Consider the following 25,199-nt stretch of genomic DNA (forward strand, 5'->3'; position numbering starts at 1 on the left):
GCCGATGGTACTGCACCCGGGAGGGTGTGGGAGAGTAGGACACCGCCGGACACAAATTACAAATGGAGCCCCGACCACGACGGTCGGGGCTCCACACATTTAACCTGCCCGCGAGCAAGATAGAGTCACCGGATGAACCTGTCCCGCTCCTTGGATGTCCCCGCACTCCGTACAAACCAACAGGTCCATTTGCGGCCGGTCGTACTGGATGATTGTGGGGAGTTGGCAGCGGCCTACGTCCGGAACGCTGAGCACTTGTCCCCGTGGGAGCCTAGGCGTGAGCCATCGTTCTTCTCGGTCTCCGGGCAGGAGGAAGCGATTCGAAGCAAGCTGGAGCAGTATGCTGCCGGCGGCGAAGTGCCCTGGGTGCTCCTCAGATCCGGCATGATCGTTGGAACCATGACCCTGTCAGGCATCGTCCGTGGTCCTTTCCTCAGCGCCAACCTTGGATATTGGGTTGATTCGGCTCATGCCGGCAAGGGCTTGGCCAAGGCAGCCGTCGGCGCGGTGTTGGATATGGCCGTCGGCGAACTGGGGTTGCACCGTGTCCAGGCGGCCACGTTGGTGCACAACGCGGCTTCCCAAGCGGTCCTGAAGCGGTGCGGATTCGAGAGGATCGGGCTGGCGCCGTCGTACCTGAAGATCGATGGCAAGTGGCAAGACCATGTGCTCTATCAGCGCATTCTGCACTGATCCCAAGGGGGGCGGACGCAGTGCAGCCGCGCCGTAGGGTACGCCACAGCCGGCCCGTAGGCCCAAAAACCCCGAAATTCCGGTGATTTTGGTCAAAAAAGCGCGGAAACACGCGGAATTTGCTGGCCATGCCGGTGCAAGCTGGTAAGTTTTCGAGCAGTGGCTTGCTCGCGTTCCGCTTGCCGGCTCAAAAACGTATTAGTCCAGGAGGACGTAAATGGCTAAGAACCGTAGTGAACTCGTTGCAGAGGTAGCAGGCAAGGCTGGCACCAGCCAGGCAGCCGTCAACTCCGTGCTCGATGCACTGTTCGAAGTTTTCGAGACTTCTGTTGCTGCAGGCGAGAAGATCACCATCCCGGGCTGGCTCGCAGTTGAGCGCACCGACCGTGCAGCTCGTACCGGCCGCAACCCGCAGACCGGCGAGACCATCCAGATCGCAGCCGGCCACAGCGTCAAGCTGACCGCTGGTTCCAAGCTGAAGGCTGCTGTCGCCAAGAAGAAGTAACAATACTTCGGCGAACGCCTGGAAGAGGCGGCAACGTGATGTTGCCGCCTCTTCTGCTTTTAATTTGAAGCCTGCCCACTTCCCCTCCCCAGAGGACTCCCGATTCGCAGCCCGGCCGCAGGTAACGGACAATGGATAGGTGCCATTAGCCAGAAGCTCCCCAACTGCCCCTTCGCCCGTCCCCAAGCCGGGACCGCGGGTGGGCGCCACAGGTATGGGCATTTCCTTGCCGTGGCAACTTGCGGGTCTGGCTGTCCTCTTCCTGACGCTGGCCGGAGCGCTCATCTTCTCCGGTGCTGCGGCAGCCCGCCAGGTCTCCGACCCCGGCGCCTTGGTCCGGTGGGGCCTGCCCTTCGCGAAGGCCATTCACAATGTGTCTGTGGCAACCGTCATCGGTGGCCTGGTCTTCGCCGTCGGAATCCTGCCAAAGAACCTCAGGCCCTCCAGGTCGCGTGGCAAGGATGATCCCGAGGCACCCGAGCACCCCGCGTTTTCGCGCGCCTTGGCGGTCGCAGCTGCGGCGGGCGCAGCGTGGACGCTTTCAGCAGTGGCCGTCCTTGTCCTGACCTACGCCGATGTTGCAGGGCAGGGAGTCTCCGGGGATGCCGAGTTCACCCGGTCCCTGGTGTACTTCATGACGGACATCGAGACGGGCAAGGCATGGCTTGCGGTGACCATCATCGCTGCCGTCGTCACCACTGCCTTGTTTGGTGTGCGGTCCTTGACGGGTTTGGCGTTTACTTTGCTTTTGGCCCTCATCGGCTTGGTTCCGACAGCCCTTATTGGACACTCTTCAAGTTCCAGCGACCACGAGGGCGCCATCAACTCCCTGGGCATGCACCTGGTGGGAGTGTCCACGTGGGTGGGCGGCATCATCATGCTTGCGGTCCTGTCCGGTCTCCTGACTGGCTCACGGTTGTCGGGTACCGCTGACATCACCGAACCGACGCTCAGGCGTTTTTCATCCCTGGCAGGTTTCGCGTTCGTTCTGGTCTTCGCCTCGGGCGTGATCAACGCCGCCATCCGCGTGACCAATCCCGGCGACCTTTTCGGTTCCTCCTACGGCCAGCTCATTCTTGCGAAGGCCCTGGCCACCTTGGTGTTGGGCGGCATCGGCTTCATGCACCGGCAGTGGGTGATACCCCAGCTGGGCAAGAATGGTTCCATGTCCGCCCGCAGGGTGCTGTGGCAACTGATTCTTGTTGAGCTCTTGGTGATGGGCGCGACGTCGGGACTCGCCGTTGCGCTGGGGCGTTCGGCTCCGCCGCAACCCACCACCTATGCGCCGGATGCTTCACCCGCTTTCATCCTTTCCGGCTATGAGGTGCCGCCGGAACTCACACCCGAACGTTGGCTGACCGAGTGGCGCTTCGACTGGCTCTGGGTAGGCGTGGCATTGTTTGGTGCCGTTTCCTACATCCTGGGCGTCATCAAGATCCGCAAACGGGGCGACACCTGGCCTGTACTGCGTACCATCCCGTGGCTGGTGGGCTTGGTGGTCCTGACGTACATCACCTCCGGACCGCCCGCCGTGTACGGCCGTGTGCTGTTCTCAGCGCACATGGTTGACCATATGGCGCTGACCATGGTTGCGCCGATCTTCCTTGTACTTGGTGCCCCCGTGACGCTTGCCCTGCGCGCCCTCCCTGCCCGCGGTGAGGGGGCCCATGGGTCGCGCGGCCTGCGCGAATGGTTGCTGCTCTTCGTCCACTCGCGCTTCTCACAGATAGTGACGCACCCGTTGTTTGCGGCCGCGAACTTCGCCGGTTCCATTGTGCTGTTCTACTACTCGGACCTCTTCGGCCTAGCCATGCGTGAGCATGTAGGCCACGAGCTCATGAACCTCCACTTCCTGTTGACGGGTTACATCTTCGTGCTGAGCATGATCGGCAGCGATCCCTTGCCGCGAAGGGCTCCGTATCCGATGCGCCTGCTCCTGTTGCTGGCCACGATGGGTTTCCACGCGTTCTTCGGCGTATCGATCATGGGTGGCACGGGCCTCCTCGCTGCGGACTACTTCGGCAACCTTGGCCGGACCTGGGGTGCGTCCGCTCTCGCGGACCAGCAAATGGGTGGTGCTGTTGCGTGGGGCATCGGCGAGGTCCCCACCTTGCTGGTGGCAATCGGAGTGGCGGTTATGTGGTCCCGTTCGGATGAACGGGAAACCCGGAGGGTTGATCGGGCGGCGGACAGGAATAACGACGCCGACCTGAGTGCTTACAACGATATGTTTGCCCGGCTGGCCGAGCGGGATGCCAAGGTGTCCAGTCGCCAGACGGGTCGAGGGACTCCGGCCGGGAACAAGCCGGGGACCGAGGCGGCCAACAGCCCCGGCAGCACGGCTGGGAACCAGACGGGCGATGAACCCGGGACCGGGCAGACTGAACGAAACACCAAGCTGGAAGGACGCTGATGAGCGAAACCGTACGCACCCAACTCCGGGTCCGCGCCTCTGAGCTGGAGGGCCGCGGCTGGCTCAATACGGGCGGCAAGTCGCTCGACCTCGAATCGCTCCGCGGCAAGATCGTGCTGCTGGACTTCTGGACCTTCTGCTGCATCAACTGCCTCCACGTCCTGGACGAGTTGAGGCCACTTGAAGAAAAGTACTCCGACGTTCTGGTGACGGTGGGCGTGCACTCGCCCAAGTTCGAGCATGAGGCAGACCCCGTAGCGCTGGCCTCGGCCGTTGAGCGCTATGAAATCCACCATCCGGTGCTGGACGATCCCGAGCTTGCTACCTGGAAGGCCTACACGGCCCGCGCCTGGCCCACCTTGGTTGTCATTGATCCGGAGGGCTACATCGTGGCCCACCTTTCCGGTGAGGGCCACGCGGACGGCCTCGCGGTCCTGCTGGAAGAGCTTGTGGCTGAACATGAAGCCAAGGGCACCCTGCACCGCGGCAACGGCCCCTACGTGGCTCCCGAGCCGACATCCGGCACGTTGCGTTTCCCAGGGAAGGCAACCCAGTTGGACAACGGCAACTACCTGGTGGTCGATTCCGGACACCACCGGCTGGTTGAGCTGCGCCCTGACTTTGAGACGGTTGAGCGAGTGATTGGCTCGGGCGCCAAGGGCTTCGCCGACGGCACTGCCGGGACCGCCCAGTTCAACGAGCCCCAAGGCGTCGCTGTGCTGCCTGCAGGGCTCGCCTTGACGCTTGGCTACGACGTTGTTGTTGCCGACACCGTGAACCACCGCTTGCGCGGCGTCAATCTGGGCACCGGCGAAGTGCGGACCATTGCTGGCAACGGCGTTCAGCGACTGCTCGACGCAGGCCCGGCCCGGGTCACGGAGTCGGGTGCCGGCAGCTGGTCGGAGCACCACGACGGCGGCCCGGCGGACTTCGCTGCCGACGCCCTGGACGTTGGGCTGCTTGGCCGCGGTACCGGTGTCTCCTTGTCCTCGCCATGGGACCTCGTGTGGAGCGAAAAGCTGCAGCGCGTGGTGATCGCCATGGCAGGGACGCACCAGATCTTCGCTTTGGACCCCGTCAGTGGCATCGTCTCGATCCTGGCTGGCTCCGGCTTGGAAGGGCTCCTGGACGGTCCAGCCGAGGAGGCTTGGTTCGCCCAGTCGTCTGGCCTGGCTGTCGACGCAGAGGACAACATCTGGGTGGCCGACTCCGAAACCTCGGCCTTGCGTCGCCTGGTTGTGGGTGCGTCCGGCGTGACAGTGGAAACCGCCGTAGGCACCGGCTTGTTCGACTTTGGTTTCCGCGATGGCGAGGCGGCTGAGGCCCGCTTGCAGCATCCCTTGGGCGTGACTGTCCTGCCGGATGGTTCGGTTGCGATCGCGGACACCTACAACGGGGCCGTGCGCCGCTTCGATCCCTCGACCAACACCGTGTCCACCTTGGCCCGCGGATTGGCAGAACCAAGCGACGTGGTGGTGGTCAACCACCAGGACGCGGAACCGTTGCTGGTGGTGGTGGAGTCCAACAAGCACCAGTTGGTCCTTGTCCCGATTCCCAAGGAAGCCCAGCAGGTTGACGAGGGCGCTTCGCAGACCCAACGTCCCAAGAGCCCCGTGGTTCCCGGAAACCTGGATCTCACGGTCCGGTTCAAGGCTCCGACGGGCCAGAAGCTCGACGACCGCTGGGGCGACCCCACGCAGTTGAAGATTTCCTCTACCCCGCCTGAACTCATCGTTTCAGGTGGGGGGACCTCCGTGGGGCTGTTGAGGACCGTGGAACTGAACCCTGATGTGACCGAGGGGATTCTCCACATCACCGCCCGGGCTGCGGCCTGTGACGGTCCTGAGACGGAAGACGGCGAGATTCCGGACCACGCAGCCTGCCACCTCTACCAGCAGGACTGGGGCATCCCGGTGGTCCTCCAGGCAGATGGCGATTCGGAACTGGTCCTGGACCTGCGGGGCATGGACTAAAGTCCAAAGCAAAGACGAGGTGGCCTGGCATCCTCCGACCCGGAGGCAGCCAGGCGGGTAGCCCCGCACCCCCGCGCGAGCCCTAGAACGTGAGCAGCGGCGTGACGGTCACGGTGGTGCCGTCGGTGTCCAGCTGGGTGGTGAAACTGAAATCATGCACCACGTTGAGGTCGTTGACCGCCCCGGTGAACAGGTTGATCTCACGGGCTGTCATTCGTGCTTTGCCGTTGAGTGGTGCCACCACCCATTTGCCGCCGAACGGTTCGATGGTGATCTTGGGGTATTCCGTGATCTCCCATTTGATGGTTCCGTCCACTACCCGCGCGTTGCTGGCGTGGTAGAACGGGCAGTCCGGCTGGAGCCGTTGTTGCTCCGTGGCTTCGGCGGCGCACTTGTCCAGGAATTCGCGGACCTTGCCGGCAACGGCCTCGTCCATGGATTTGGTGGAGCGGGTCTGGAGGTTAAGCGGAGCCTGCCCGCCGTCGCGGGTTGAGACGAGGGCAGACGTGGCGGGGGCCTCGAAGAACGTGCCGTTCAGGCTGGCCTCGTATTTGCCGGGAAAGAACACAGCGAACGTGTTGTGACCGTTGGGCATGTTGACCGGGACCCCGTTCAGGGCGGCCTCGCTCGCATTTACCACTGTGACGTCGATGGTGGGCAATGTGGTGGGCACGAAGGCCCATTTTCCGAAGAACAGCCATTGCGTACCGGTGCGTTCCATGAGGAACTCCGTGTGGAGCCGGCTGCCGTCCAGGGTGTAGTCCACGGGAACTGCCACACGGTTGCCGTTCCTGGATTCGGCGCTGCCGATCTTGACGTCGGAAAGGGCGGACACGGCGGTTTGCAGTGCTGTTCCGTCCAGCATGGCGGCGTTCGCGTTGGGTACCTTGGCGCGCAGCAAGCCCAGGGCCTGCTCGCCTTCCCCCTTCTGCAGCGCCTCCAGATACTCCCGCACGGGCTGCTGCGGACTGGCCACGGAGTTGCTCACCAGGTTGATGCAGACGATCGCGCCGGCGGCAGCAAGCATCAGACCGAGCAGCCAACCGGCTGCGGTCTTGACCAATGCTTGACTCACCTGCACGCCCCTTACGTTACCTGCCGCGGCGCAAATAGCCGCGCAGGAAGACCGTAAGGTGACTTAGCAAGTACGCCTGAAGGACGCCCGACGGCGGCGACCGGCGTCCGTGGGCCGGGTGCCCGCCGTCGTGGTTCAGGTGGACGGCGCCCGGCGGTCGGGTGCCCGCCGTCGTGGTTCAGGTGACCGGCGCCCGTGGGCCGGGTGCCCGCCGTCGTGGTTCAGGTGGACGGCGCCCGTGGGCCGGGTACCCGCCGTCGTGGTTCAGGCGACCGGCGCCCGTGGGCCGGGTACCCGCCGTCGCGCTTCAGGCAGGGCGAAGCTAGCGGCGACGCCGTGACGATGTTCCGAAGACTCCGCGGATCAGGTCGCGGCCAAGCTGGGTTCCCATGGACCTGACCATGTTCTTGAGGCCGCCACCCAAGGCGCCACCCAAGGCACCGGCGAGGTCCCCAAACACGCCCGGGTCCGAGGGCGCGGGCGCGGGGACAGGCGCGGGAGCCGAAGGGGCGGGGTAGGACGACGGCGCAGGGGCAGGCCGTGAGCTGGGCCGGCCAAGGATTTCTTCCTCGATGCGGCGGGCCTCCGCGTCAATATCGGCAGGCGAGGCCCCGGACGAACCGTGGGAACCGGGCACCGGTGGCTGCCCCGGTGCGGCCGATCCCGTGGGCACGGGCGCCGCGCCGCTCAGCTTCTCGTAGGCTGACACGTTGTCCACCGCGGTGCCGTATTTGGCCAGGAGCGATGAAGCCGCCACCGTGCTCCGGACAAGATCGTCCGCGCTGGGACCCATGACGGACTCGGGCGCGCGGAGGCGGGTCAAGGCCACGGGAGTGGGTGCGCCCTTCTCGTTCATGACAGTGATGACGGCCTCGCCGATTCCTGCCGACGTGAGGGTCTCTTCGAGGTCGTAGTCGCTGACGGGGAAGGTGGACACCGTCGCCTTCAGGGCCTTGGCGTCCTCGGGTGTGAAGGCGCGGAGGGCGTGCTGCACCCTGTTGGCGAGCTGGCCCAGGACATCCGCTGGCACGTCCTTGGGCGTCTGTGTCACGAAGAAGATGCCCACGCCCTTGGAACGGATGAGGCGCACTGTGGTGGTGATGGCTTCGAGGAAGGCCTTGGAAGCGCCGTTGAAGAGCAGGTGTGCCTCGTCCAGGAAGAACACGAGCTTGGGCTTGTCCAGGTCTCCGGCCTCGGGAAGGTCCTCGAAAAGATTCGCGAGCAGCCACATAAGGAACGTAGAGAACAGCAGGGGCTTGGTCTGGAGGGTGGGGAGTTCCAGGCAGCTGATGACGCCGCGGCCATCGGGAGCGGTGCGGAGGAGTTCGGCGGTATCGAACTCGGGCTCGCCGAAGAACTTCTCCATGCCTTGTGCTTCGAGGCCAACGAGTTCGCGGAGGATCACGCCGGCCGTGGCCTTGGACAGGCCGCCCAGGTCCGCGAGTTCGGCTTTTCCTTCATCCGAGGTGAGGAACTGGATGACGGCCCGCAGGTCCTTCAGGTCGATGAGTTCCAGGTTGTTCTTGTCCGCGAAGTGGAAGATCAGTTGGAGGCTGGATTCCTGGGTGTCGTTGAGGTCCATGATGCGCGAGAGCAGGAGGGGGCCGAACGAGGTGATGGTGGCACGCACCGGAATGCCGTTGCCGTCCCCGCCAAGGCAGAGGAACTCCACGGGAAAGTTCCTGGCGGACCACTCCTGGCCGAGGGCCGATGTGCGGGCGGTCAGCTTCTCGCTGGCCGTTGCCGCCGTCGCCAATCCGGAGAGGTCGCCCTTGATATCGGCGAGGAACACTGGAACGCCCGCCGTCGAGAGCTGTTCGGCGATCATGTGCAGCGTGACCGTCTTGCCCGTACCCGTTGCACCGGCCACCAGGCCGTGCCGGTTCATCATGGCAAGGGGGAGCCGGACCTGGGCTTCCTTGTGGACTTCGCCGTCCACAATCGCGGCACCCAGCTCAATCGTGGCGCCTTGCAGGGTGTACCCCTGCTGGATGGTGGCGAGTTTTTCAGCAGTGGTTTTCGTGGCCATGCGCATAGCTTAGCTGCGAGGGTCAAGATCCTTGCTGAAAGCCAAATGCATGATCTCCTCGGGGTCGGCCGTAAGGTCGAACAGTGCCGTGTAGCCGGTGGCGAGGTAAAGGTTCTTGGCCTCCGGCTGGCGGGGTCCGGTGGTCAGGTACAGCTTGGAGTAGCCGCGGTGGAGGGCCTCAGCCTCGAGTTCAGCGAGCACGCGCCGCGCCAGTCCACGCCGCCGGTGGGCCGAGTGGGTCCAGATGCGCTTGAGTTCCGCGGTGTCCTGGTCGTAGCGGCGGAAGGCGCCCCCGGCAATGGATTGGCCATTCTCCTGGATGATGAGGAGCGCGCCGTGCGGAGCGGCGAATTCCTCTGCGGGGTAGCGGTTGAGTTCCTCGGAGGCCCCCTCGCTGCTGAAAAGGTCGCCGTAGCGCGTGTCGTATTCGACGGCGAGCTCGTCCAGGAGCGGGCGGACGCGGGGATCGTCCATGGGCAGGCTGAGGACGGTAAGGCCCGACGGCGGCAGGGTTGGCGTTGCGGTCATGTGAAGCCTTTCGTAGGTGGTCACCCAACTGGGGGACAGATAACGTCGCAATGCGTGCTCGTAACGACGTTTGCTGTCCCCTAGTTGGGCTGGGGTGCTGGGATCGAGGCCCTGAGCGTCTCCAGGATCCGGCGGGCCAGGGCGTCGTTTTCGCGGAACGGTGCGGCGTTGGTGTTGGGACGGGCAAAAGCTCCCGCACCCCATCCGGACGTCCACGGACCCACGGCAAACAACCCGTGTTGTGGAGTTCCAACAGGGGAAAGGACCTCGTGATTCCCGGAAACCAGAAGTTTTCCGGTGGAATGCGGGCCGTCGGAGGTGAGCAACCGCTGTTCGGTGCCCAGACCGGCGTCGTGCAAGTCCAGCAAGGCGGGATTCGCGGAACGTTCCACGGACGCGGCAGGCAAGCGGGCCTCGATGTAGGCCGAGGCGTCAACCACCACCGGCGACTGGAACGAGCCCGCCACAAAACGGCCGGTGGAATCGTCGGCGCGCACCCACATGCCGGGTCCCAGGAACTTGAGGAAGCCGGCGCGGTGCAGCGCGAGCATCTCGCGGAGGCGGTGCGCGGGCGGCCCGGAGTCCACGAAGCTGAAGAAGCCGTGCCACCAACCATGGATGGATTGCTGCGAGCGGGCATTGAGCCGTTCCTGCGGGACCAGCCGGCCCAAATCCATGTAGACGAACAGCAGTGCCATGAAGAGCGCCAGGGTCTCCGAGTGGTCGTCGCTGGTGCGGAGGTCAAGGTCGCGCTGGATGTAGGCGGCCACCGAGCGCTGCACTGCCTGGTGGGAGTCGAAGGCGCAACCGCTCAGTGGGTGGTCCAGTGCCTCCAGGTCCAGCCGCAGCGCACGGTCGGGGACGGCGAACGCCGCGAGTTCCTCCCGTTCGGAGCTGTACCACTCCAAGGCGTCGAAGCTGGCCTCGAAGCTCGCCCACGTGCCCAGGACCCGCTCCGGGTAGCCGGTGAACAATTCGCGGTAGTAGGCATAACCGGCGTCCTTGGCGATCAGCGGCCAGAGGTGCGCGCGGAAGTCGAGTTCCTGGTGCTCAGCCAGCAGGGCGTCGATCGCGGCGGCGGTGAAGTACCGCGGCCGTTCCACGGGAGTGCGCAGCGCGGACGAGATCTTGGAATGGTACGGAACGCCGCGCCGGGAGCCCGCCCAGAGCCGGGGTTCGGCGCCGGACGGCACATAGTCGAGTCCGCCGTCGGGCCGTTCCTCGAAGCGGCCCCCGCGGCCCTCGAACAGCAGCACCATGAGGTCCACGAACGCGAGGCCCATCCCGGCGACAATCACATCCTGCCCCGCAGCGATGGGGGAGTAGTCCACGTCCGTGGTGTACGACGGCGGCGCATGGAACCCGCCGTGTTCGGCGGCAAACGCGCTCAGCCGCGCCGACTCGGGCTCGGCCTGCGAATCGGTGTGGCCCAGGGCGTAAACCACGACGTCGGCAGCCACCTCGGCGCCGGAGGCCAGCCGCACGCGGTGCGCACCGGCGTCGTGGTCGTCTCCGGAGGACGCGCCACCGGAGGAAGGGGCGACGCCGGTGGCCGTGTCCCGATGCACCGTCACGGCCACGTCCGGTCCGAGGGAGCTGACGGCACGGCGGAAGAACCACTCAAGGTACTTGCTCTGCAGTTGCCGGGTGGGAAACGAAGCCGGTGTCAGGGCGCGGAGTTGGCCAAGGATGTGCGGTTCAAACAGCGGGACGTCGGTGATGCTGCCGTCGAGCACGCCGGCGGCCCAAGTGGCCAGGGCGGGTCCGTCCAGTGCCGGACCATCGCAGGCCACTGACGCGTCCGTGAACATTGTGACGTCGGCCGCAGTGGAGTTCATGAGGAGGCCGGGCCCCTGGTCGTACCGCCAGATCCGGCCGGATCCCGGCTGGTGCGGCTCCACCACATGGATGTGCAGCGGCCCGTCGAACAGCTCGGGGCGGCTTGCGGCCAGCCTCTCCAGGACACCGGCCGTGCGCGGACCGCCGCCAATGAAGACGATTGCGGGAACTCGTGACGGCATGGGAAATCTCCTGTACTGCGGGGGTTGGTATGCCCAATGTAGGGAGCCGCACCAAGCCCGGTCGAGGGGCTGGTAACCGCCGTTCACTGCGCGTCATTGCGCGTTAAATGACGAAAAACAAAAGACGCATATGGCCTTGCGTGAATTCCCTTTATGACGTTGGAAGAAGCCTTTTGAAGTCGCAAGAAGGCTCGTGAAGAAGTGCAAATTTCCGCCTTGCTGGCCGTTCCGGGCACCCCTAGATTTGCAGAAATCCGATAGACAACCCCCAACCGAAATGAGGTGGCGCATGAGTGCAATCGCACCGCCTGCCACGGCGGAATCCGCACCGCCCACCGCCGACTACTCCGACTACAAACTGGTTCCCGCGAAGCATCCGTGGCGCTGGGTGGGCACGGTTATCGTGGCCATCGGCGTCGCAGCCATCGTGTGGTCCCTGGTGACGAACCCCCGCTGGGAGTGGGGCGTGGTGGCGCAATGGTTCACCGCGCAGTCCGTGGTGGCCGGTTTGGTGGAGACCCTGAAGTTGACCGCGATCTCCGGGGTCTTGGGCTTTGTCCTCGGATTCATTTTGGCCCTCATGCGCCTCTCGGCATCGCCGTTGCTGGTCTCGGTGTCCTGGACCTTCTCCTGGATCTTCCGGTCCACTCCGCTGCTGGTCCAGCTGCTCCTTTGGTACAACCTCGGCTACCTCTACGAGAAGATCAGCCTGGGGATCCCCTTCACAGACGTCAGGTTCTTCGAGGCGCAGACCACCACCCTCATCAGCCAGTTCGCGGCCGCCGTCCTGGGCCTGACCTTGAACCAGGCCGCGTACTCCGCGGAGATCATCCGTGGCGGCATCCTCTCCGTGGACCAGGGCCAGCTTGAAGCAGCTGCGGCCTTGGGCATCCCGGCATGGAAGCGCTCCACCAGGATCGTGCTGCCGCAGGCCATGCGGGCCATCCTGCCCAACGCTTTCAACGAGATCATCGGCCTGGTCAAGGGCACGTCGATTGTCTACGTCCTGGCTTACTCCGAGCTGTTCTACACGGTGCAGGTCATCTACAACCGGACCCAGCAGGTGCTCCCGCTCCTCCTGGTGGCCACGCTCTGGTACGTGGTGATCACCTCGGTGCTGAGCGTCTTCCAGTACTACATTGAACGTCACTTCTCCAAGGGCGCCCTCCGCACGCTCCCGCTCACTCCGCTGCAAAAGGCCCGCAAGTTCTTCGCCGCCCACGCCCCCGTCAACTCCGGGAAGGAACCACGATGACCACCGTCTTCTCCTCCTCCGAAGCGGCCGCGGCCGCCCACCATGAAGAAGCCCACCTCGCGTCGGGTGCTTCCGGAGCGCCGGCCCCCGAACCGCAGGAACGCACGACGGCGGAACAGCCTGCCGCGGCCACCCCGGCTGCCGCCGTGGCCACCAGGGGACAGGTGGACATCACCAATGTCCGCAAGTCCTTCGGCGCCACGGAGGTCCTCAAGGGTGTCTCGCTGTCCGTACCGCCAGGTGGCGTGGCCGTGATCGTGGGACCGTCGGGCTCGGGCAAGTCCACGCTCCTGCGCACCATCAACCACCTGGAAAAGGTGGACGGCGGATTCATCACCATCGACGGCGAACTGGTGGGCTACCAGGTTCGTGGCAATAAGCTCCACGAATTGCGTGAGAAGGACATCCTCAAGCAGCGCACCCACATTGGCATGGTGTTCCAGAACTTCAACCTGTTCCCGCACCTCACGGCCTTGGAGAACGTGACCGAGGCGCCTATCGTGGCCCAAGGCCGTTCCAAGGCAGAGGCCCGCAAGCGCGGCCTGGAACTGCTGGACCGCGTGGGCCTGAAGGACCGGGCCGATGCCTACCCGCGCCAGCTGTCCGGCGGTCAACAGCAGCGCGTGGCCATTGCACGTGCACTCGCGCTGGACCCCAAGATCCTGCTCTTCGACGAGCCCACCTCCGCCCTGGACCCGGAACTCGTCAACGAAGTCCTGGACGTCATCCGCGAACTCGCGAAATCCGGAACCACGCTGATCATCGTCACCCACGAGATGGGCTTTGCCCGCGACGTGGCGGACACCGTCGTGTTCATGGACCAAGGCCAGATTGTGGAGTCCGGAACACCCCAGGACATCTTCAGCAATCCCCGCGAGGAACGCACCCGCAGCTTCTTCTCCAAAGTCATCGAACCAGCCTTCAATATCTAGGACTCTCCCCATGCTTCGCATCACCCACGGCTTCGCCGCCAATGAAACAAAACTGAGCACTGTTAAAGGCAGGCTCCTGGCACTCGCGGTGCTTCCCGCCGTCGTACTTCCTGCGCTCGCCGGATGCTCCGATCCTGGCGCGTCTGCCGCAAAACCCGAGTCGGAAGCCGCCAAGAACGGTGTTGTCTACAACACCTCCGTGGACCAGAACCGCATCCGCGTCGAGAAGGACGCAGCCGCCACCGCCAAGGTTCCGGCGGCCATCTCCAAGGACGGCAAACTGACCGTCGCCACTACCGCCGGCGCCATCCCGCTGTCCTTCCACGCCACGGATGACAAGACCCCCATCGGCGTGGAGGTGGACATCGCGCAGTTGGTTGCGGACAAGCTGGGACTCGAGCTGGACCTGCAGGTGACGTCCTGGGAGAACTGGCCGCTCAAGACCCAGTCCGGGGACTTCGAGGCAGTATTCTCCAACGTGGGCATCAACGCTGCGCGCGTCAAGCTGTTCGATTTCTCCACGTACCGTGCGGCCTTCATGGGCTTCGAAGCCAAGAAGAGTTCCACCTATGACATCAAGGGCTCGGACGACATTTCCGGCCTGAAGATTTCCGTGGGCTCGGGCACCAACCAGGAAAAGATCCTCCTGGCGTGGAACAAGGAGTTGGAAGCGAAGGGCAAGGCCCCGGCCACCCTGCAGTACTACTCCTCCGATGCCGACACCATCCTGGCGCTCTCCTCCGGCCGCACGGACCTGAACCTGGCTCCCTACCCGTCCGTGACCTACCGGGAGAACACCCGCGACGACCTCAAAGTGGTTGGCAAGGTCAACGCGGGCTGGCCCTCCGAGACCCTCGTCGCCGCCACCACCCTGAAGGGCAACGGCCTGGCCCCTGCCATCACCGATGCCCTCAACTCCACCATCAAGGACGGCTCGTACGCCAAGGTCCTTGAGCGCTGGGGCCTCTCCGAGGAAGCCGTGCCGGAATCGAAGACCGTCACCGAAGCAACTTTTGGAACCGGCAAATGAAGTTCCAGGTCCTGGACATCATCCCCCACCTGAAGAATCCGGTGACGGGGGAGATCGTTTCCACCGCTGACCGGCTCAACCAAGTGGTGGAGACGGCACGACGTGCTGAAGAACTCGGCTTCGACAGTTTCTCCGTCGGTGAGCGGCACGCCGGCGAGTTCGTCTCGTCATCCCCGACGACGGTCCTCGCCGCGATCGCGGCCGTCACCAGCCGTATCCGCCTCCAAACCGGTGTCACCGTGCTCTCGGTCCTGGATCCGGTGCGCGTAGCCGAGGACTATGCCACGATCGACCAGCTCAGCCGCGGCCGGCTGGAACTGGTGATCGGCAAGGGCAACGAGGTGCTGCAGTACCCCTTGTTCGGGCTCTCGTTGGATGACCAGTGGGATCTCCTGGCGGAAAAGTACGCCCTGCTGCGCGCGCTGTGGCGGAAGGAAAGCGTCACCTGGTCCGGCAGGTTCCGGCCCGCGCTGACCGAACCGACCACGACGACGCCCCGCCCGTTCGCAGGATCGCCGCGGATTTGGCACGGCTCGGCTACAACCTTGACGTCCGCTGCGCTCGCCGCCAAGTGGGGTGATCCGCTGTTCACGGCCAACGCCATCCAGCCGCGGGAGAACTACAAGGTCCTGATCGACCACTACCGCGAAGAGTACGAACGCCACGGCCACGATCCCCGCCACCGATACCTTGGCTCCGGCAGCGGAGCGGGCGGGGTGTTCATCGCGGACACCACGCAGGAAGCGAAGCGCCAGTACGGGCCGGTGTATGAAGGATTGACAGCGGGCCGCAACGTGCCCGGCAACAACTCGCCCTTCCGCGATATCGACCATGCCGTGGCGGAGGGACCGGCCTTGGTGGGCAGCCCGGAGCAGGTGATCGACAAGGTCCTCAGCTACCACTTGCTCTACGGGCACGACCTCCAATCGATTTCCCTGCCCACCACGCTTCCTTTCGAAAAGCAGCTCGAGATCCTGGAGCGCTTTGCCACGGACGTCATCCCGGCCGTTCGCGCCGCGGCTCCCACCACCTTGTGGGAGTCCGGAGATCCGTTCGCCGGCCGCCCGGAGTTCGCCGGGGCCACCGAACCGGATGCCGCAGCAACCGTCACCGCAGACCACGCCTTGAACAGAACGGACAACGCCCATGTCTACGCACACTGAATCCGCCCTCGAAACCTTCGACGCCGAATGGCAGGAGTGGCACGCAGCCCACGAACGCCACGTGCCGTTCGAGGAACCGCGGTCCACCACGGTGGGCGCCGCCGTCGAAGGTATCCAGCACGTGTACGAGGCTCCCGGCGAGATCCAGTTCAAGCTCGCCGGCCGGGAACTCACCCTGACCGCGTTTAACGGCTACGCGCCAGGCTCCCTGTCCGTGCTCTTCACGGACCAGACCTCCGGCAAGACAACCTACGCGGCGAACCGTTCGCTGTCCGTGACCCCTGCTGCTGACGGCACCGTGCACATGGACTTCAACCGCGCGGTCAACCTGCCCTGCGCCTACACCGACCTCGCCACCTGCCCGCTGCCGCCGGCCGAGAACCGCTTGCCGGTTGCGATTGAAGCAGGCGAAAAGATTCCCTACGAACGTCAGGACCAGAAATGAGCACCAACAACAACGCCGGATTCCTGGCCATCGAACTTGACGGCGCAGGCTGGGACGGCGGCGCTTTTGGCAGCCTCGCCCAGGCCGTCCTTGCCGCCGAGTCGGCCGGATTCCATATCGCCACCTTCAAGGACACCCCCGACGCCGGGCGGGCCAACGCCCTGCAGCGTGCAGCCTTCGCGGGTCCCGTCACCCGGTCCATCGCCTTGGTTCCCGAGGTGGACACCGTGTACACCGAGCCTTTCCACGTCTCCACGCAGCTCGCCAGCCTGGACTACGTATCCGGTGGCCGTGCCGGGTGGATCGCCACCGCGGCCGAATCGCCGAAGGCCGCTGCCGCCGTCGGACGTTCTTTCGTAAGCGGCGACGCGCTGGGGCAGGAGGCCGCTGCCTCGATCGAGGTTGGCCGCCGGCTGTGGGACTCCTGGGAAGACGACGCCGTGATCCGGGACGTCGCCACCGGCCGCTACATCGACGTGGACAAGCTCCACTACGTTGACTTCGAGACCCCCGCGGACTTTGCCGGCACGCCTTACTCCGTGAAGGGTCCGTCCATCATTCCGAGGCCGCTGCAGGGCCAGCTGCCCGTGCTGGCTTCTGCCTCGTTGGTGGGCGAAGGAGCTGTTCCAGTTGAGGCTGTCGACGCCGTGCTGGTCACGGCGCCCACCCCCGAGCTGCTGGTGGCCGAGGTCCGGGACGTCCGTGCGCGGCTGGGTGCGTCCGTTGCGGTGGTGGCGGAGCTCGACGTCGTCCTTGACTCGCGCGGTGAGTCCGCCGCGCGTCGCGTGGTCCCGGAAAGCGGACACGCGCGTTTTGTCGGCACGGCTGCTGAGCTCACCGAATATCTCGACGCCCTCTTGCAGGAGGCCGACGGCGTCCGGCTGCACCCCGGTGACCTGGCGCTGGAACTCGATGAGCTGTCCAGGTTGGTCCTGCCTGAACTGCGCCGCCGCGGATCGTTGCGGCCGCCAGTCCTGGACTCCACCTTCCGCGGGCTCCTGGGGCTGGAACACGCCGAAAACCGCTACTCGACTGCCGGAAAGTAAAGGTAACTCCATGACACGCGACATTTTCCAGCCGAGCGGGCAGATCCAGTTCGGCATCTTCTTCCAGGGCGTCAACTCCGGCACCATCTGGAAAGCCGCGGAGTCCGGTTCGCAGACGGACTTCGAGTCTTTCCGCAGGATTGTCCAAACGGCAGAACGCGGCAAGTTCGCAGCGTTCTTCCTGGGCGAGGGCTTGCGTCTCCGCGAGCACTTGGGTCGGCCGCACGCCCTTGACGTGGTGGGCCGTCCGGACGCGCAGACCATGCTGGCAGCACTTGCCTCGGTCACCAGGAACATCGGCCTGGTGGCCACGCAGAACACCACCTACAACGACCCCGCGGACCTGGCCCACCGGCTGGCCTCGTTGGATCTCATCTCCGGTGGCCGCGCCGCGTGGAACATCGTCACCACGGACAACGCCTGGACTGGTGCCAACTTCCGCCGTGGAGGCTACCTCGACCATGCGGACCGCTACACGCACGCTGAAGCCTTCGTGGAGACCGCCAAGCGCATCTGGGATTCGTGGGAAACCGAATCCGGTCCGGCCCGCCGCGTACTGCACGAGGGCAAGCACTACACCGTGGATGTCACGCCACGCCTGCCTCGGAGTGACCAGTACCGTCCGGTCCTCTTCCAGGCTGGGGACTCACCCGAGGGCCGCGACTTCGCCGCGCGCCAGGCAGACGTGATCTTCTCCGCACACCCCAAGTTCGACGATGCAGTGGAGTTCCGCCGCGACATCGTGGCACGCTCCGTCGCTGCCGGACGTGGAGCCAACGCGGTGCAGATCATGCCGGCCAGCGAGTTCGTCCTCGCTGCTACAGCCGAGGAAGCCCAGGAAAAGAAGGCCTGGGTCCGGAGCCTGCAGATCGGTCCGCAGCAGGCCATTGCCTACCTGGAACAATTCTGGGGCCGTGAGCTCTCTTCCTACGACCCGGATGGTCCTCTGCCGGAGATCGACCCCGTCGTGGAAGAGACCTCCGAGACGCGCGGCAGCGGTTTCCACGGAGCCAAGGCCCGCCAGCTGGCCGACCAGTGGCGCGCGGAGGCCAAGGACAAGGGCTTGTCCATCCGGGAGTTCGTCACGTCCAAGACTGCCCGGATCGACGCCACCTTCACCGGTTCCTACAACGCCGTGGCCGACCACCTTGCCGAATACGCACGGGTTGGTGCCGTGGACGGCTTCAACATCTCGCCGTGGCTCATCCCTACGGGCTTGGACGACATCGTGAACCACTTGGTTCCCGAGCTCCAGGAACGCGGCGTGTACCCCACGGAGTACCGCGGCACCACGCTCCGCGAGAACCTGGGGTTGGAAACGCCCGTGCGTTCAAGCGAGTCACTGAGCGTCTGATGTTGCGCACGTGGGTGGATTTTGCTGGATCATTCCTTCACCGCGTCCGTTCCTTTACGGAATCACGGGTGCTCGGCGCTGAGGGCCCGCGAATGATCCAGCAGAATCCTGCGGCGTTCGCCGGCGGGCCGGAGACTGTCCGTCTCCAGCTCGCCGTGTGGAACCAACCGATCTAGCTAGAGGAGTTCGCGGAACACGTTCCACCCGGTGCCCACGGGGCCGTAGGGTCCCCAAAGGACCCCGGTGGACGCCCCGGTGGAGTATGTCACCAGATCGCCGTTCCCGTTGACGGCGAAGAGATTGTTGTAGCGCTGGTGGCCGAAACTCCCCAAGCCCTTGATGTCGGTGAACGTGCCCCACCCGCCGCTGACCACCGCGGAGGATTCCCAGCCGCCCGTACCGTCGGCCCGGTAGATGGAGATGTACCCGTCGCGGTCCCGTGCGAAGACTTCCACGGGACCGTCGCCGTTCATGTCGCCACCGGTGATGATCTTGTCCATGACCTGCCAGCCCTGGCCGACCTTGGACCTGGGCAGCCAGCCGCCGTCGCCGTCGCCCGGGTAGAGGTAGAGGTCCCCGGCGGCGTCGCGTGCCAGGACGTCGTTGTAACCGTCGCCATCGAAGTCGCCCGGGCCCACGATCGAGTCGAAGATATTCCAGCCCTGGCCCACTTGTTGGCGCTCCTGCCAGCCGCCGTCGCCGTCTCCCGGATACAGGAAAAGAGTGCCGATGGCGTCCGTGGCCAGGAGATCGTTGTAGCCGTCTCCATCGAAGTCGCCAGGCGAGAACACGATGCCCATCGCGTCCCACCCTTGGCCCACCTGACGGGGTTCGTCCCATTCGCCGAAGTACGTGGGGCACGCACCCTCGCAACTGCCGGGGATGTACGTGTACGTCCGTGGATAGAGAACGAGCCTGCCGTCCTGTGTCCTGCCGAGCGGCTCGAAGTTTCCGCGGTCCGTCCAGCCCATGGCACGGGACGAGGCTTTGACCGGTGCGGTGTCCGGACTGACGCGGGTTTCGTCCGGGCAGTTCGGTTCAGCGGGCGTGGAGGGTCGGACCTTGAGCGACATCCTGTGGCCGACGTCCGCAGGCTCAAGCTTCAAAACCTCGCCCTGGCGTTCCGGCGGCAAGGTCACTCCATCCCGCAGCCATTCCAGTGTGTAGCCATTGGGGGTGGTGCCTGTGGGGTTCTTGCAGCCGGAGTAGTCGTAGTCGTACTGCTTGCGGAGCTCGGCGCCAACGTAGGGAACGCCGTCGATGATCGCCGTGGGACCCACGGACGGCGCAGTCACTGACGGACTTGCCACAGCCGTCGGGGCCATAGCCACAAAAGCGGCCCCTACCACTATCGCCGTTGCTGCGTAGATGGCCTTGCGCACTCCAAAAATCCCCATTGTTCCCCCCGGAAGCCAGCATTGATAGTGCGTGGGTCTTTGCTGAGCGTACCCCAGCGCGCGGGTGTCTGGGCAGTGCCTACAATTCTTCGCGGACGGGAGCCGCCCCGGCGCCCCGCTGCGTCACTACCCAGCTGGCCAGCATCTTCAAGGCATCCTCTGAAGGCGTCCCGGGATCCGCCGTGTACACGTTGATCCGCAGGCCGGGGTCTGCGGCGAGTTCCAGGGCTTCGAAGCTCAGGTCCAGGTCCCCAACGATCGGGTGGTGGAGCCGCTTGCGTCCCGTGCGGTGGTACTTCACATCATGCCGGGCCCATCTGGTCCGGAATTCCTCGCTGCGCGTCGAGAGTTCGCCGATCAGATCGGTCAGGTCCTTGTCGTAGGGGTTCTTGCCAGCAGTGGAGCGCAGGACCGCCACAATGTCGTCAGCGCTCCGCTCCCAATCGGCGAAGAAACGCCGGGCGTTCGGGTTCAGGAAGGTGAAGCGGGCGCTGTTTGGCGGCTTGGTCTCCTCCGCCATCAAGTCCATGTAGAGCGCCGCGCCAAGTTCATTGGCCGCCAGGACATCGCCGCGGTCGTTACGGACCCAGGCCGGCGCCGTCGTAATCGCATCAATGACGCGCTGCACGCTGGGCCGGACGGTGCGTGGGCTGCGCTTGCGCCTCGCGCGAGCGGCGGCCGTCGCAGCCCGGGCCAGATCGAAAAGGTGGGCCGTCTCGGCGTCGTCAAGCTGCAAAGCCCGGCCCAGCGCCTCCAGGACGCTGTCCGAAGCGCCCGAGAGGTTCCCGCGTTCCAGCCGGATGTAGTAATCGATGCTCATTCCGGCGAGCATGGCCACTTCCTCGCGGCGCAGGCCGGCAACGCGCCGGTTTCCGCCGTACGCAGGCAAGCCGGCAGCTTCGGGCGTGAGCCTGGCCCGGCGGGAGGTGAGGAACTTCCGCACATCGTCACTGTGAGTCATGACTGCAACGGTACGCTGCCCGGGTGCACCGAGGGAGGGACTGCTGTTACTTGGGAATGCAAGGGGGTAATGGCGTGCACTCCCACGCTCCTGCCACCGCACATAGCGTGGACGGCATGACGATTGAATTCACACTCAACAACGCAGTCACCATGCCTGCCCTTGGTTTGGGCGTCTTCCAAAGTGCACCGGAGGATACGACGGCGGCGGTCCAGTCGGCGCTCGCGGCCGGTTATCGGCACGTCGACACAGCGGCGGCCTACGGGAACGAACGTGAAGTGGGCGAGGGGCTCCGAGCATCAGGCGTAGACCGTTCCCAGGTCTTCATCGAGACCAAGGTCTGGGTCAGCGACTACGGCTACCAGCAGGCGCTCCACGCCTGGGAGAAGGCTACGGGCAAGCTTGGCCTGGACTACTTGGACCTGTTCATCCTGCACCAGCCGGCACCGGACCGCTTCGACAAAACGATCGAGGCGTACAAGGCGCTGGAAAAGCTGCTCGACGACGGCAAGGTCCGGGCCATCGGCGTCAGCAACTTCATGCCGCATCACCTGAAGGAACTGCTCGCGGCCACGGATATTGTGCCGGCAGTCAACCAGGTTGAACTCCACCCCTATTTCACACAGCAGGACGTGCAGGCGGCAGATGCCGAGCACGGCATCCTTACGCAGGCGTGGTCTCCTATCGGTGGCATCACGTTCTACCCGGGGTGGGGCGAGGAACGCAGGAACGTGATGGAGGACCCTGCAATTGTTGCGATAGCGGAGGCGCACGGAAAGACTCCGGCCCAGGTGATGATCCGCTGGCACCTGCAGCAGGGACGTTCGGCCATCCCCAAGTCCACCAACCCGGACCGGATAGCGGCAAACTTTGACGTTTTCGACTTCGAGCTCAGCGATACGCAGCTGGCTCTCATCGACGCTTTGGACCGCGGTGTCCGCAACGGACCGGACCCGGATGTGGCCCGCCCGGAGCGTTTCGCCATGGTGATCCCCGAAGCCTGAGCACCACTCCCAACACGAAAGGTTCCCTATGGAATACCGTCCTCTTGGCCGCACGGGCGTGCAGCTCAGTCCCTTGTGCCTTGGCGCGATGATGTTTGGCCCGTGGGGCAACAACGACGTGGCCGACTCCATCCGCATCATCCACCGTGCCCTGGACTCGGGCATCAACTTCGTGGACACCGCAGATGTCTACTCGGGTGGAGCATCCGAGGAAATCGTTGGCAAAGCCTTGGAAGGATGCCGCGAAGACGTCTTCCTGGCCACAAAGTTCTTCATGCCCATGGATGAAGACGATCCGAACCAGCGGGGCGGTTCCCGCCGCTGGATCATCCGCGAGGTGGAGAACTCCCTGCGCCGCCTCAACACCGACTACATCGACCTCTACCAGGTTCATCGGCCGAGCCCGGACACCGACGTGCAGGAAACCCTTGGCGCGCTCACGGATCTGGTCCGGCAGGGCAAGATCCGGTACATCGGTTCGTCGTCCTATTCGGGTTCCCAGATCGTGGAAGCGCAGTGGGCGTCCCGGGAACGCAACCTGGAGCGTTTCGTCACTGAGCAACCGCCCTACTCGATCCTTACCCGCGGCATCGAGGAAGACGTGCTCCCGACTGTGCAGCGCCACGGCATGGGTACCCTGACATACAGCCCGCTTGCAGGTGGATGGCTGTCCGGGCGTTGGCGGAAGGACTCAGCTTCGACGCCGACATCCAGCGCACGGCCCAGCGCCCGCTTCGACATGACCAAACCGGCCAACCAGCGCAAGCTCGACGTTGTGGAAGAACTCGCCCAGCTTGCAGAGCTGTCCGGGCTCACGCTCATCGAATTGGCGATCGCGTTCGTGATCAACCACCCCGGCGTTACCGCCGCGATCGTTGGTCCGCGCACCATGGAGCAGCTCGAGTCCTACCTGCCGGCAGCCGAGGTCAGACTGTCCACTGACGTGCTGGACCGGATCGACCAGCTCGTCGCGCCCGGCGTCACCCTGAACCCGGATGACAACAGCTACGGCGCACACGAGCTCACTCCGAAGGCCCGGCGGAGGTAGGTATCCACGGAAGGTTCCTACGTAGGATTGAACCGACGAAAGGGGCACATGGATGGTCACTCGCGAAGAAGTTGAAGCCGCATACTCCCGGACGGCTGGATGGGTGCGGCGCACTCCGGTTGCTGACAGTGGCACCAGTGACCCGTACAAGCTGTGGTTCAAGCTCGAGTACCTGCAGCACACGGGCTCCTTCAAAGCCCGCGGCGCGTTCAACAGGCTGCTCACGGCGAGGGAGAACGGCGAGTTGGACCCGGAGATCGGCGTGGTGGTGGCTTCCGGAGGCAACGCGGGCCTGGCCAACGCCTACGCCGCTGCCAAGCTGGGCGTCCCGGCCACGGTCTTCGTACCCGAGTCCGCGCCGGCCAACAAGGTCCACAAGCTCTACGCCGTGGGCGCACGCGTGGTCCAAGGGGGCGCGGAGTACGCCGAGGCTTACGCTGCGGCGGTGGCTTTCGCCGAGGAGAAGGGCGCCGTTTACTGCCATGCCTACGACCAGCCGGAAATCGTGGCCGGCGCCGGCGGGGTGGGACTTGAGTTGCTGGACGGACTGCCCGACGTCGACACGATCCTCGTTGCTGTTGGCGGCGGTGGGTTGATGGGCGGCATAGCGGCGGCCACCGAAGGCCAGGCGCAGGTGGTCGGCGTAGAACCGGAGACCGTCCCGACCCTGCACACGGCGCTCGCTCAAGGGGAGCCCGTGGACGTGCCCGTTTCGGGCATAGCGGCGGACTCCCTGGGCGCTCGCCGGGTGGGAGAGATCGGCTTTGGCGTCGCCAAACGGACCGGCGTCCAGAGCGTCCTGGTCAGCGACAACGCCATCATCGATGCCCGGCGAAAACTCTGGGAGGGCCACAGGATCCTGGTGGAACACGGTGCCGCTGCAGCGTATGCCGCGCTGCTCACGGGTGCGTACGCCCCGCGCGACGGTGAGACGGTCGCCGTCGTACTTTGCGGCGCGAATACGGATCCCGCGCACATCTGAACCCAACTGGGGGACAGTAAACGCTCCTCTGAGGTGCCATTGCAGCGTTTGCTGTCCCCCAGTTGGGCGAGCGGGACGCAAGAATCCCCGCCGGTTGGTGTCCGGCGGGGATTCGGCGTCGGCAGGTCTGCCTGCCGAGGGCGGTTCCTACTTCTTGGGCAGGCCTGCCGGGTTCAGTTCCGAGGCAGGGATCGCCTCGGAGGAGAGGCCCCAACGGTCCAGGATCTTGCCGTAGTTGCCATCCTTGATGAGCTTGTTCAGGGCAGTCTGGGCTGCGAGAGCCAGGCCGTTGCCCTTCTTGGTGGTGAAAGCGATCTCTGCCTTCAACGGCCAGCCGCCCTCAAGCGTTCCCACCTGCTTGGTCTTGCCATCCTTGGCGGCCTTGTAGGCGGCAGAGGCGTTCGGTCCGAACGTGAGGTCCGCACGTCCGGACTGGAGGGCCAGCTGGGAGGCGGAGTCGTCGTCGTAGTACTGGAAGTCAACCGGCTTCAGGCCGTTCTTCTTGTTCTCCTCGTCCCACCGCACAAGAATGGCTTCCTGGTTGGTTCCGGAGCCCACAATGATGCGCTTGCCGGCAACATCCTTGGCTTCCTTGACCTCGCCGATGTCCGAGTCGCTCTTGGCGTAGAAGCCCAGGAGGTCGTTGCGGTACGTGGCGAAGTCGAACTTTTCCTTTCGGGCCTCGGTGACGGTGACGTTGGAAAGGACAGCCTCATACTTCCCGGATTCGACGCCGAGCGGCCAGTCCGCCCACGCGACCGGCAGGACTTCGACCTGGAGACCCAGGGTCTCACCCACGGCATAGGCGATGTCCACTTCGCTGCCGATCAGGGTTTTGTTGTCCGAGGCGAAAAGGCTCAACGGAGCCGCGCCGCCGGTGGTTACCACCGTCAGCTTGCCGTCGGCCTTGATGGCGTCCGGGACCTGCGCGGCAGCTGCGGAGTCAACCTCCACCTTGATGCGGTTCTGCTCGGGCGTCAGGTTGAATTCTTTGGTTGCGCTGGAAGAAGCGTTCGACGCCGGAGCGGTCGCCCCGGTTGCTGCCGTCGCGCCCGGATCCGAGCAGGCCGCGAGGCCCAGAAGAGCAGTGGCGGCCAGCGCCGCGGTGACGCCGGTCTTGGCTGCGAAACGTGCCATGGATACCCCTTGATTAAAGTCTGATGCTTACTTGTGGCTGCAACTATCCGGCAGGGCGTTCAGCGCGGTCAAAGCACTTTGACACGCTGGGATACGGGCGTTCACAGCGGTTAATCGGGCGTCGAACAGGGTCACAAAAGCGGGCTTCAATGGCTGCTGCAGGGTCCGCGACGCAACTCACAGAAATAAGCCGGGTACCGCCGTCGTT

General features: G+C 64.9%; 21 protein-coding genes. 14 read left to right on the forward strand and 7 right to left on the reverse strand.

Annotated elements, in window-relative coordinates; all coding sequences use genetic code 11:
* Positions 1-132 precede the first annotated feature (132 nt).
* From ACIPV6_RS22410 to ACIPV6_RS22425, 4 genes are all read left to right on the forward strand, one after another.
* Positions 133-693 (forward strand): GNAT family N-acetyltransferase, encoded by a 561-nt coding sequence (locus ACIPV6_RS22410; protein WP_400273011.1) that lies wholly within the window; start codon positions 133-135, stop codon positions 691-693.
* Positions 694-910: 217 nt separating this feature from the next.
* Entirely contained in the window at positions 911-1,198 is a 288-nt protein-coding gene (locus tag ACIPV6_RS22415; protein ID WP_011776355.1) for an HU family DNA-binding protein, read from the forward strand.
* A 214-nt stretch (positions 1,199-1,412) separates the two neighbouring features.
* On the forward strand, positions 1,413-3,611 hold the full coding sequence (locus ACIPV6_RS22420; protein ID WP_400273036.1) for a cytochrome c oxidase assembly protein: 2,199 nt from the start codon (positions 1,413-1,415) through the stop codon (positions 3,609-3,611).
* On the forward strand, positions 3,611-5,584 hold the full coding sequence (locus ACIPV6_RS22425) for an NHL domain-containing thioredoxin family protein (RefSeq protein ID WP_400273012.1): 1,974 nt from the start codon (positions 3,611-3,613) through the stop codon (positions 5,582-5,584). Before ACIPV6_RS22420 ends, ACIPV6_RS22425 begins: the two co-directional genes overlap by 1 nt.
* Positions 5,585-5,666: 82 nt before the next feature.
* On the opposite strand, the gene ACIPV6_RS22430 is transcribed toward ACIPV6_RS22425, so the two are convergent.
* The 4 genes from ACIPV6_RS22430 to ACIPV6_RS22445 form a co-directional block, all read right to left on the reverse strand.
* A complete protein-coding gene (locus ACIPV6_RS22430; RefSeq protein ID WP_400273037.1) occupies positions 5,667-6,695 on the reverse strand; it encodes a hypothetical protein in 1,029 nt (342 codons plus the stop codon).
* 286 nt (positions 6,696-6,981) lie between these two features.
* Positions 6,982-8,688, reverse strand: coding sequence for a helicase HerA-like domain-containing protein (locus ACIPV6_RS22435; RefSeq protein ID WP_400273013.1), 1,707 nt, complete (start codon positions 8,686-8,688; stop codon positions 6,982-6,984).
* Between the two features lie 9 nt (positions 8,689-8,697).
* On the reverse strand, positions 8,698-9,216 hold the full coding sequence (locus tag ACIPV6_RS22440; protein ID WP_400273014.1) for a GNAT family N-acetyltransferase: 519 nt from the start codon (positions 9,214-9,216) through the stop codon (positions 8,698-8,700).
* A gap of 80 nt (positions 9,217-9,296) precedes the next feature.
* Positions 9,297-11,237: an FAD/NAD(P)-binding protein gene (locus tag ACIPV6_RS22445; RefSeq protein ID WP_400273015.1), complete on the reverse strand. Its 1,941-nt coding sequence runs from the start codon at positions 11,235-11,237 to the stop codon at positions 9,297-9,299.
* 289 nt (positions 11,238-11,526) lie between these two features.
* Between ACIPV6_RS22445 and ACIPV6_RS22450 the strand changes: the two genes are divergently transcribed.
* The 7 genes from ACIPV6_RS22450 to ACIPV6_RS22480 are packed head-to-tail and all read left to right on the forward strand — an operon-like array spanning position 11,527 to position 18,462.
* Entirely contained in the window at positions 11,527-12,492 is a 966-nt protein-coding gene (locus ACIPV6_RS22450) for an amino acid ABC transporter permease (protein ID WP_397326280.1), read from the forward strand.
* Positions 12,489-13,424: an amino acid ABC transporter ATP-binding protein gene (locus ACIPV6_RS22455; RefSeq protein ID WP_400273016.1), complete on the forward strand. Its 936-nt coding sequence runs from the start codon at positions 12,489-12,491 to the stop codon at positions 13,422-13,424. Before ACIPV6_RS22450 ends, ACIPV6_RS22455 begins: the two co-directional genes overlap by 4 nt.
* A 10-nt stretch (positions 13,425-13,434) precedes the next feature.
* The gene (locus ACIPV6_RS22460) at positions 13,435-14,454 is read left to right on the forward strand and encodes an ABC transporter substrate-binding protein (protein ID WP_400273017.1); all 1,020 of its coding nucleotides are present in this window, start codon (positions 13,435-13,437) and stop codon (positions 14,452-14,454) included.
* Entirely contained in the window at positions 14,451-15,617 is a 1,167-nt protein-coding gene (locus ACIPV6_RS22465; protein WP_400273018.1) for an LLM class flavin-dependent oxidoreductase, read from the forward strand. The genes ACIPV6_RS22460 and ACIPV6_RS22465 overlap by 4 nt, the downstream gene beginning before the upstream one ends.
* Positions 15,601-16,062 carry a DUF1684 domain-containing protein gene (locus ACIPV6_RS22470; protein WP_400273019.1) on the forward strand — a complete coding sequence of 154 codons (462 nt, stop codon included), beginning with the start codon at positions 15,601-15,603 and terminating at the stop codon, positions 16,060-16,062. The genes ACIPV6_RS22465 and ACIPV6_RS22470 overlap by 17 nt, the downstream gene beginning before the upstream one ends.
* Complete coding sequence (locus tag ACIPV6_RS22475; protein ID WP_400273020.1) at positions 16,059-17,108, forward strand: LLM class flavin-dependent oxidoreductase; 1,050 nt, start codon at positions 16,059-16,061, stop codon at positions 17,106-17,108. The genes ACIPV6_RS22470 and ACIPV6_RS22475 overlap by 4 nt, the downstream gene beginning before the upstream one ends.
* Positions 17,109-17,118: 10 nt before the next feature.
* Positions 17,119-18,462 carry an NtaA/DmoA family FMN-dependent monooxygenase gene (locus ACIPV6_RS22480; protein WP_400273021.1) on the forward strand — a complete coding sequence of 448 codons (1,344 nt, stop codon included), beginning with the start codon at positions 17,119-17,121 and terminating at the stop codon, positions 18,460-18,462.
* Between the two features lie 176 nt (positions 18,463-18,638).
* Here the strand turns inward: ACIPV6_RS22480 and ACIPV6_RS22485 are convergent, their stop codons facing one another.
* Both ACIPV6_RS22485 and ACIPV6_RS22490 read right to left on the reverse strand, forming a co-directional pair.
* Positions 18,639-19,859 (reverse strand): FG-GAP repeat domain-containing protein, encoded by a 1,221-nt coding sequence (locus tag ACIPV6_RS22485; RefSeq protein WP_400273022.1) that lies wholly within the window; start codon positions 19,857-19,859, stop codon positions 18,639-18,641.
* A 79-nt stretch (positions 19,860-19,938) separates the two neighbouring features.
* The gene (locus ACIPV6_RS22490) at positions 19,939-20,820 is read right to left on the reverse strand and encodes a helix-turn-helix transcriptional regulator (protein WP_400273023.1); all 882 of its coding nucleotides are present in this window, start codon (positions 20,818-20,820) and stop codon (positions 19,939-19,941) included.
* 116 nt (positions 20,821-20,936) lie between these two features.
* Between ACIPV6_RS22490 and ACIPV6_RS22495 the strand changes: the two genes are divergently transcribed.
* From ACIPV6_RS22495 to ACIPV6_RS22505, 3 genes are read left to right on the forward strand one after another with little or no spacing between them, the layout of a single operon-like run.
* Positions 20,937-21,824: an aldo/keto reductase gene (locus ACIPV6_RS22495; protein ID WP_400273024.1), complete on the forward strand. Its 888-nt coding sequence runs from the start codon at positions 20,937-20,939 to the stop codon at positions 21,822-21,824.
* A 28-nt stretch (positions 21,825-21,852) separates the two neighbouring features.
* A complete protein-coding gene (locus tag ACIPV6_RS22500) occupies positions 21,853-22,872 on the forward strand; it encodes an aldo/keto reductase (RefSeq protein ID WP_400273025.1) in 1,020 nt (339 codons plus the stop codon).
* Between the two features lie 52 nt (positions 22,873-22,924).
* Positions 22,925-23,854, forward strand: a complete 930-nt coding sequence (locus tag ACIPV6_RS22505) for a threonine/serine dehydratase (RefSeq protein WP_400273026.1) — start codon at positions 22,925-22,927, stop codon at positions 23,852-23,854.
* Between the two features lie 147 nt (positions 23,855-24,001).
* On the opposite strand, the gene ACIPV6_RS22510 is transcribed toward ACIPV6_RS22505, so the two are convergent.
* Positions 24,002-24,991: an ABC transporter substrate-binding protein gene (locus ACIPV6_RS22510; RefSeq protein WP_397326265.1), complete on the reverse strand. Its 990-nt coding sequence runs from the start codon at positions 24,989-24,991 to the stop codon at positions 24,002-24,004.
* Positions 24,992-25,199 lie beyond the last annotated feature (208 nt).

The organism is Paenarthrobacter sp. NPDC089988 (assembly GCF_044748465.1).
GTDB lineage: Bacteria > Actinomycetota > Actinomycetes > Actinomycetales > Micrococcaceae > Arthrobacter.

What these genes read in the sequence shown, in the direction of transcription:
- ACIPV6_RS22410 (WP_400273011.1), top strand. Translation starts at nt 133, where the DNA reads ATGAACCTGTCCCGCTCCTTGGATGTCCCCGCACTCCGTACAAACCAA.
- ACIPV6_RS22415 (WP_011776355.1), top strand. Translation starts at nt 911, where the DNA reads ATGGCTAAGAACCGTAGTGAACTCGTTGCAGAGGTAGCAGGCAAGGCT.
- ACIPV6_RS22420 (WP_400273036.1), top strand. Translation starts at nt 1,413, where the DNA reads ATGGGCATTTCCTTGCCGTGGCAACTTGCGGGTCTGGCTGTCCTCTTC.
- ACIPV6_RS22425 (WP_400273012.1), top strand. Translation starts at nt 3,611, where the DNA reads ATGAGCGAAACCGTACGCACCCAACTCCGGGTCCGCGCCTCTGAGCTG.
- ACIPV6_RS22435 (WP_400273013.1), bottom strand. Translation starts at nt 8,688, where the DNA reads ATGGCCACGAAAACCACTGCTGAAAAACTCGCCACCATCCAGCAGGGG.
- ACIPV6_RS22440 (WP_400273014.1), bottom strand. Translation starts at nt 9,216, where the DNA reads ATGACCGCAACGCCAACCCTGCCGCCGTCGGGCCTTACCGTCCTCAGC.
- ACIPV6_RS22445 (WP_400273015.1), bottom strand. Translation starts at nt 11,237, where the DNA reads ATGCCGTCACGAGTTCCCGCAATCGTCTTCATTGGCGGCGGTCCGCGC.
- ACIPV6_RS22450 (WP_397326280.1), top strand. Translation starts at nt 11,527, where the DNA reads ATGAGTGCAATCGCACCGCCTGCCACGGCGGAATCCGCACCGCCCACC.
- ACIPV6_RS22455 (WP_400273016.1), top strand. Translation starts at nt 12,489, where the DNA reads ATGACCACCGTCTTCTCCTCCTCCGAAGCGGCCGCGGCCGCCCACCAT.
- ACIPV6_RS22460 (WP_400273017.1), top strand. Translation starts at nt 13,435, where the DNA reads ATGCTTCGCATCACCCACGGCTTCGCCGCCAATGAAACAAAACTGAGC.
- ACIPV6_RS22465 (WP_400273018.1), top strand. Translation starts at nt 14,451, where the DNA reads ATGAAGTTCCAGGTCCTGGACATCATCCCCCACCTGAAGAATCCGGTG.
- ACIPV6_RS22470 (WP_400273019.1), top strand. Translation starts at nt 15,601, where the DNA reads ATGTCTACGCACACTGAATCCGCCCTCGAAACCTTCGACGCCGAATGG.
- ACIPV6_RS22475 (WP_400273020.1), top strand. Translation starts at nt 16,059, where the DNA reads ATGAGCACCAACAACAACGCCGGATTCCTGGCCATCGAACTTGACGGC.
- ACIPV6_RS22480 (WP_400273021.1), top strand. Translation starts at nt 17,119, where the DNA reads ATGACACGCGACATTTTCCAGCCGAGCGGGCAGATCCAGTTCGGCATC.
- ACIPV6_RS22485 (WP_400273022.1), bottom strand. Translation starts at nt 19,859, where the DNA reads ATGGGGATTTTTGGAGTGCGCAAGGCCATCTACGCAGCAACGGCGATA.
- ACIPV6_RS22490 (WP_400273023.1), bottom strand. Translation starts at nt 20,820, where the DNA reads ATGACTCACAGTGACGATGTGCGGAAGTTCCTCACCTCCCGCCGGGCC.
- ACIPV6_RS22495 (WP_400273024.1), top strand. Translation starts at nt 20,937, where the DNA reads ATGACGATTGAATTCACACTCAACAACGCAGTCACCATGCCTGCCCTT.
- ACIPV6_RS22500 (WP_400273025.1), top strand. Translation starts at nt 21,853, where the DNA reads ATGGAATACCGTCCTCTTGGCCGCACGGGCGTGCAGCTCAGTCCCTTG.
- ACIPV6_RS22505 (WP_400273026.1), top strand. Translation starts at nt 22,925, where the DNA reads ATGGTCACTCGCGAAGAAGTTGAAGCCGCATACTCCCGGACGGCTGGA.
- ACIPV6_RS22510 (WP_397326265.1), bottom strand. Translation starts at nt 24,991, where the DNA reads ATGGCACGTTTCGCAGCCAAGACCGGCGTCACCGCGGCGCTGGCCGCC.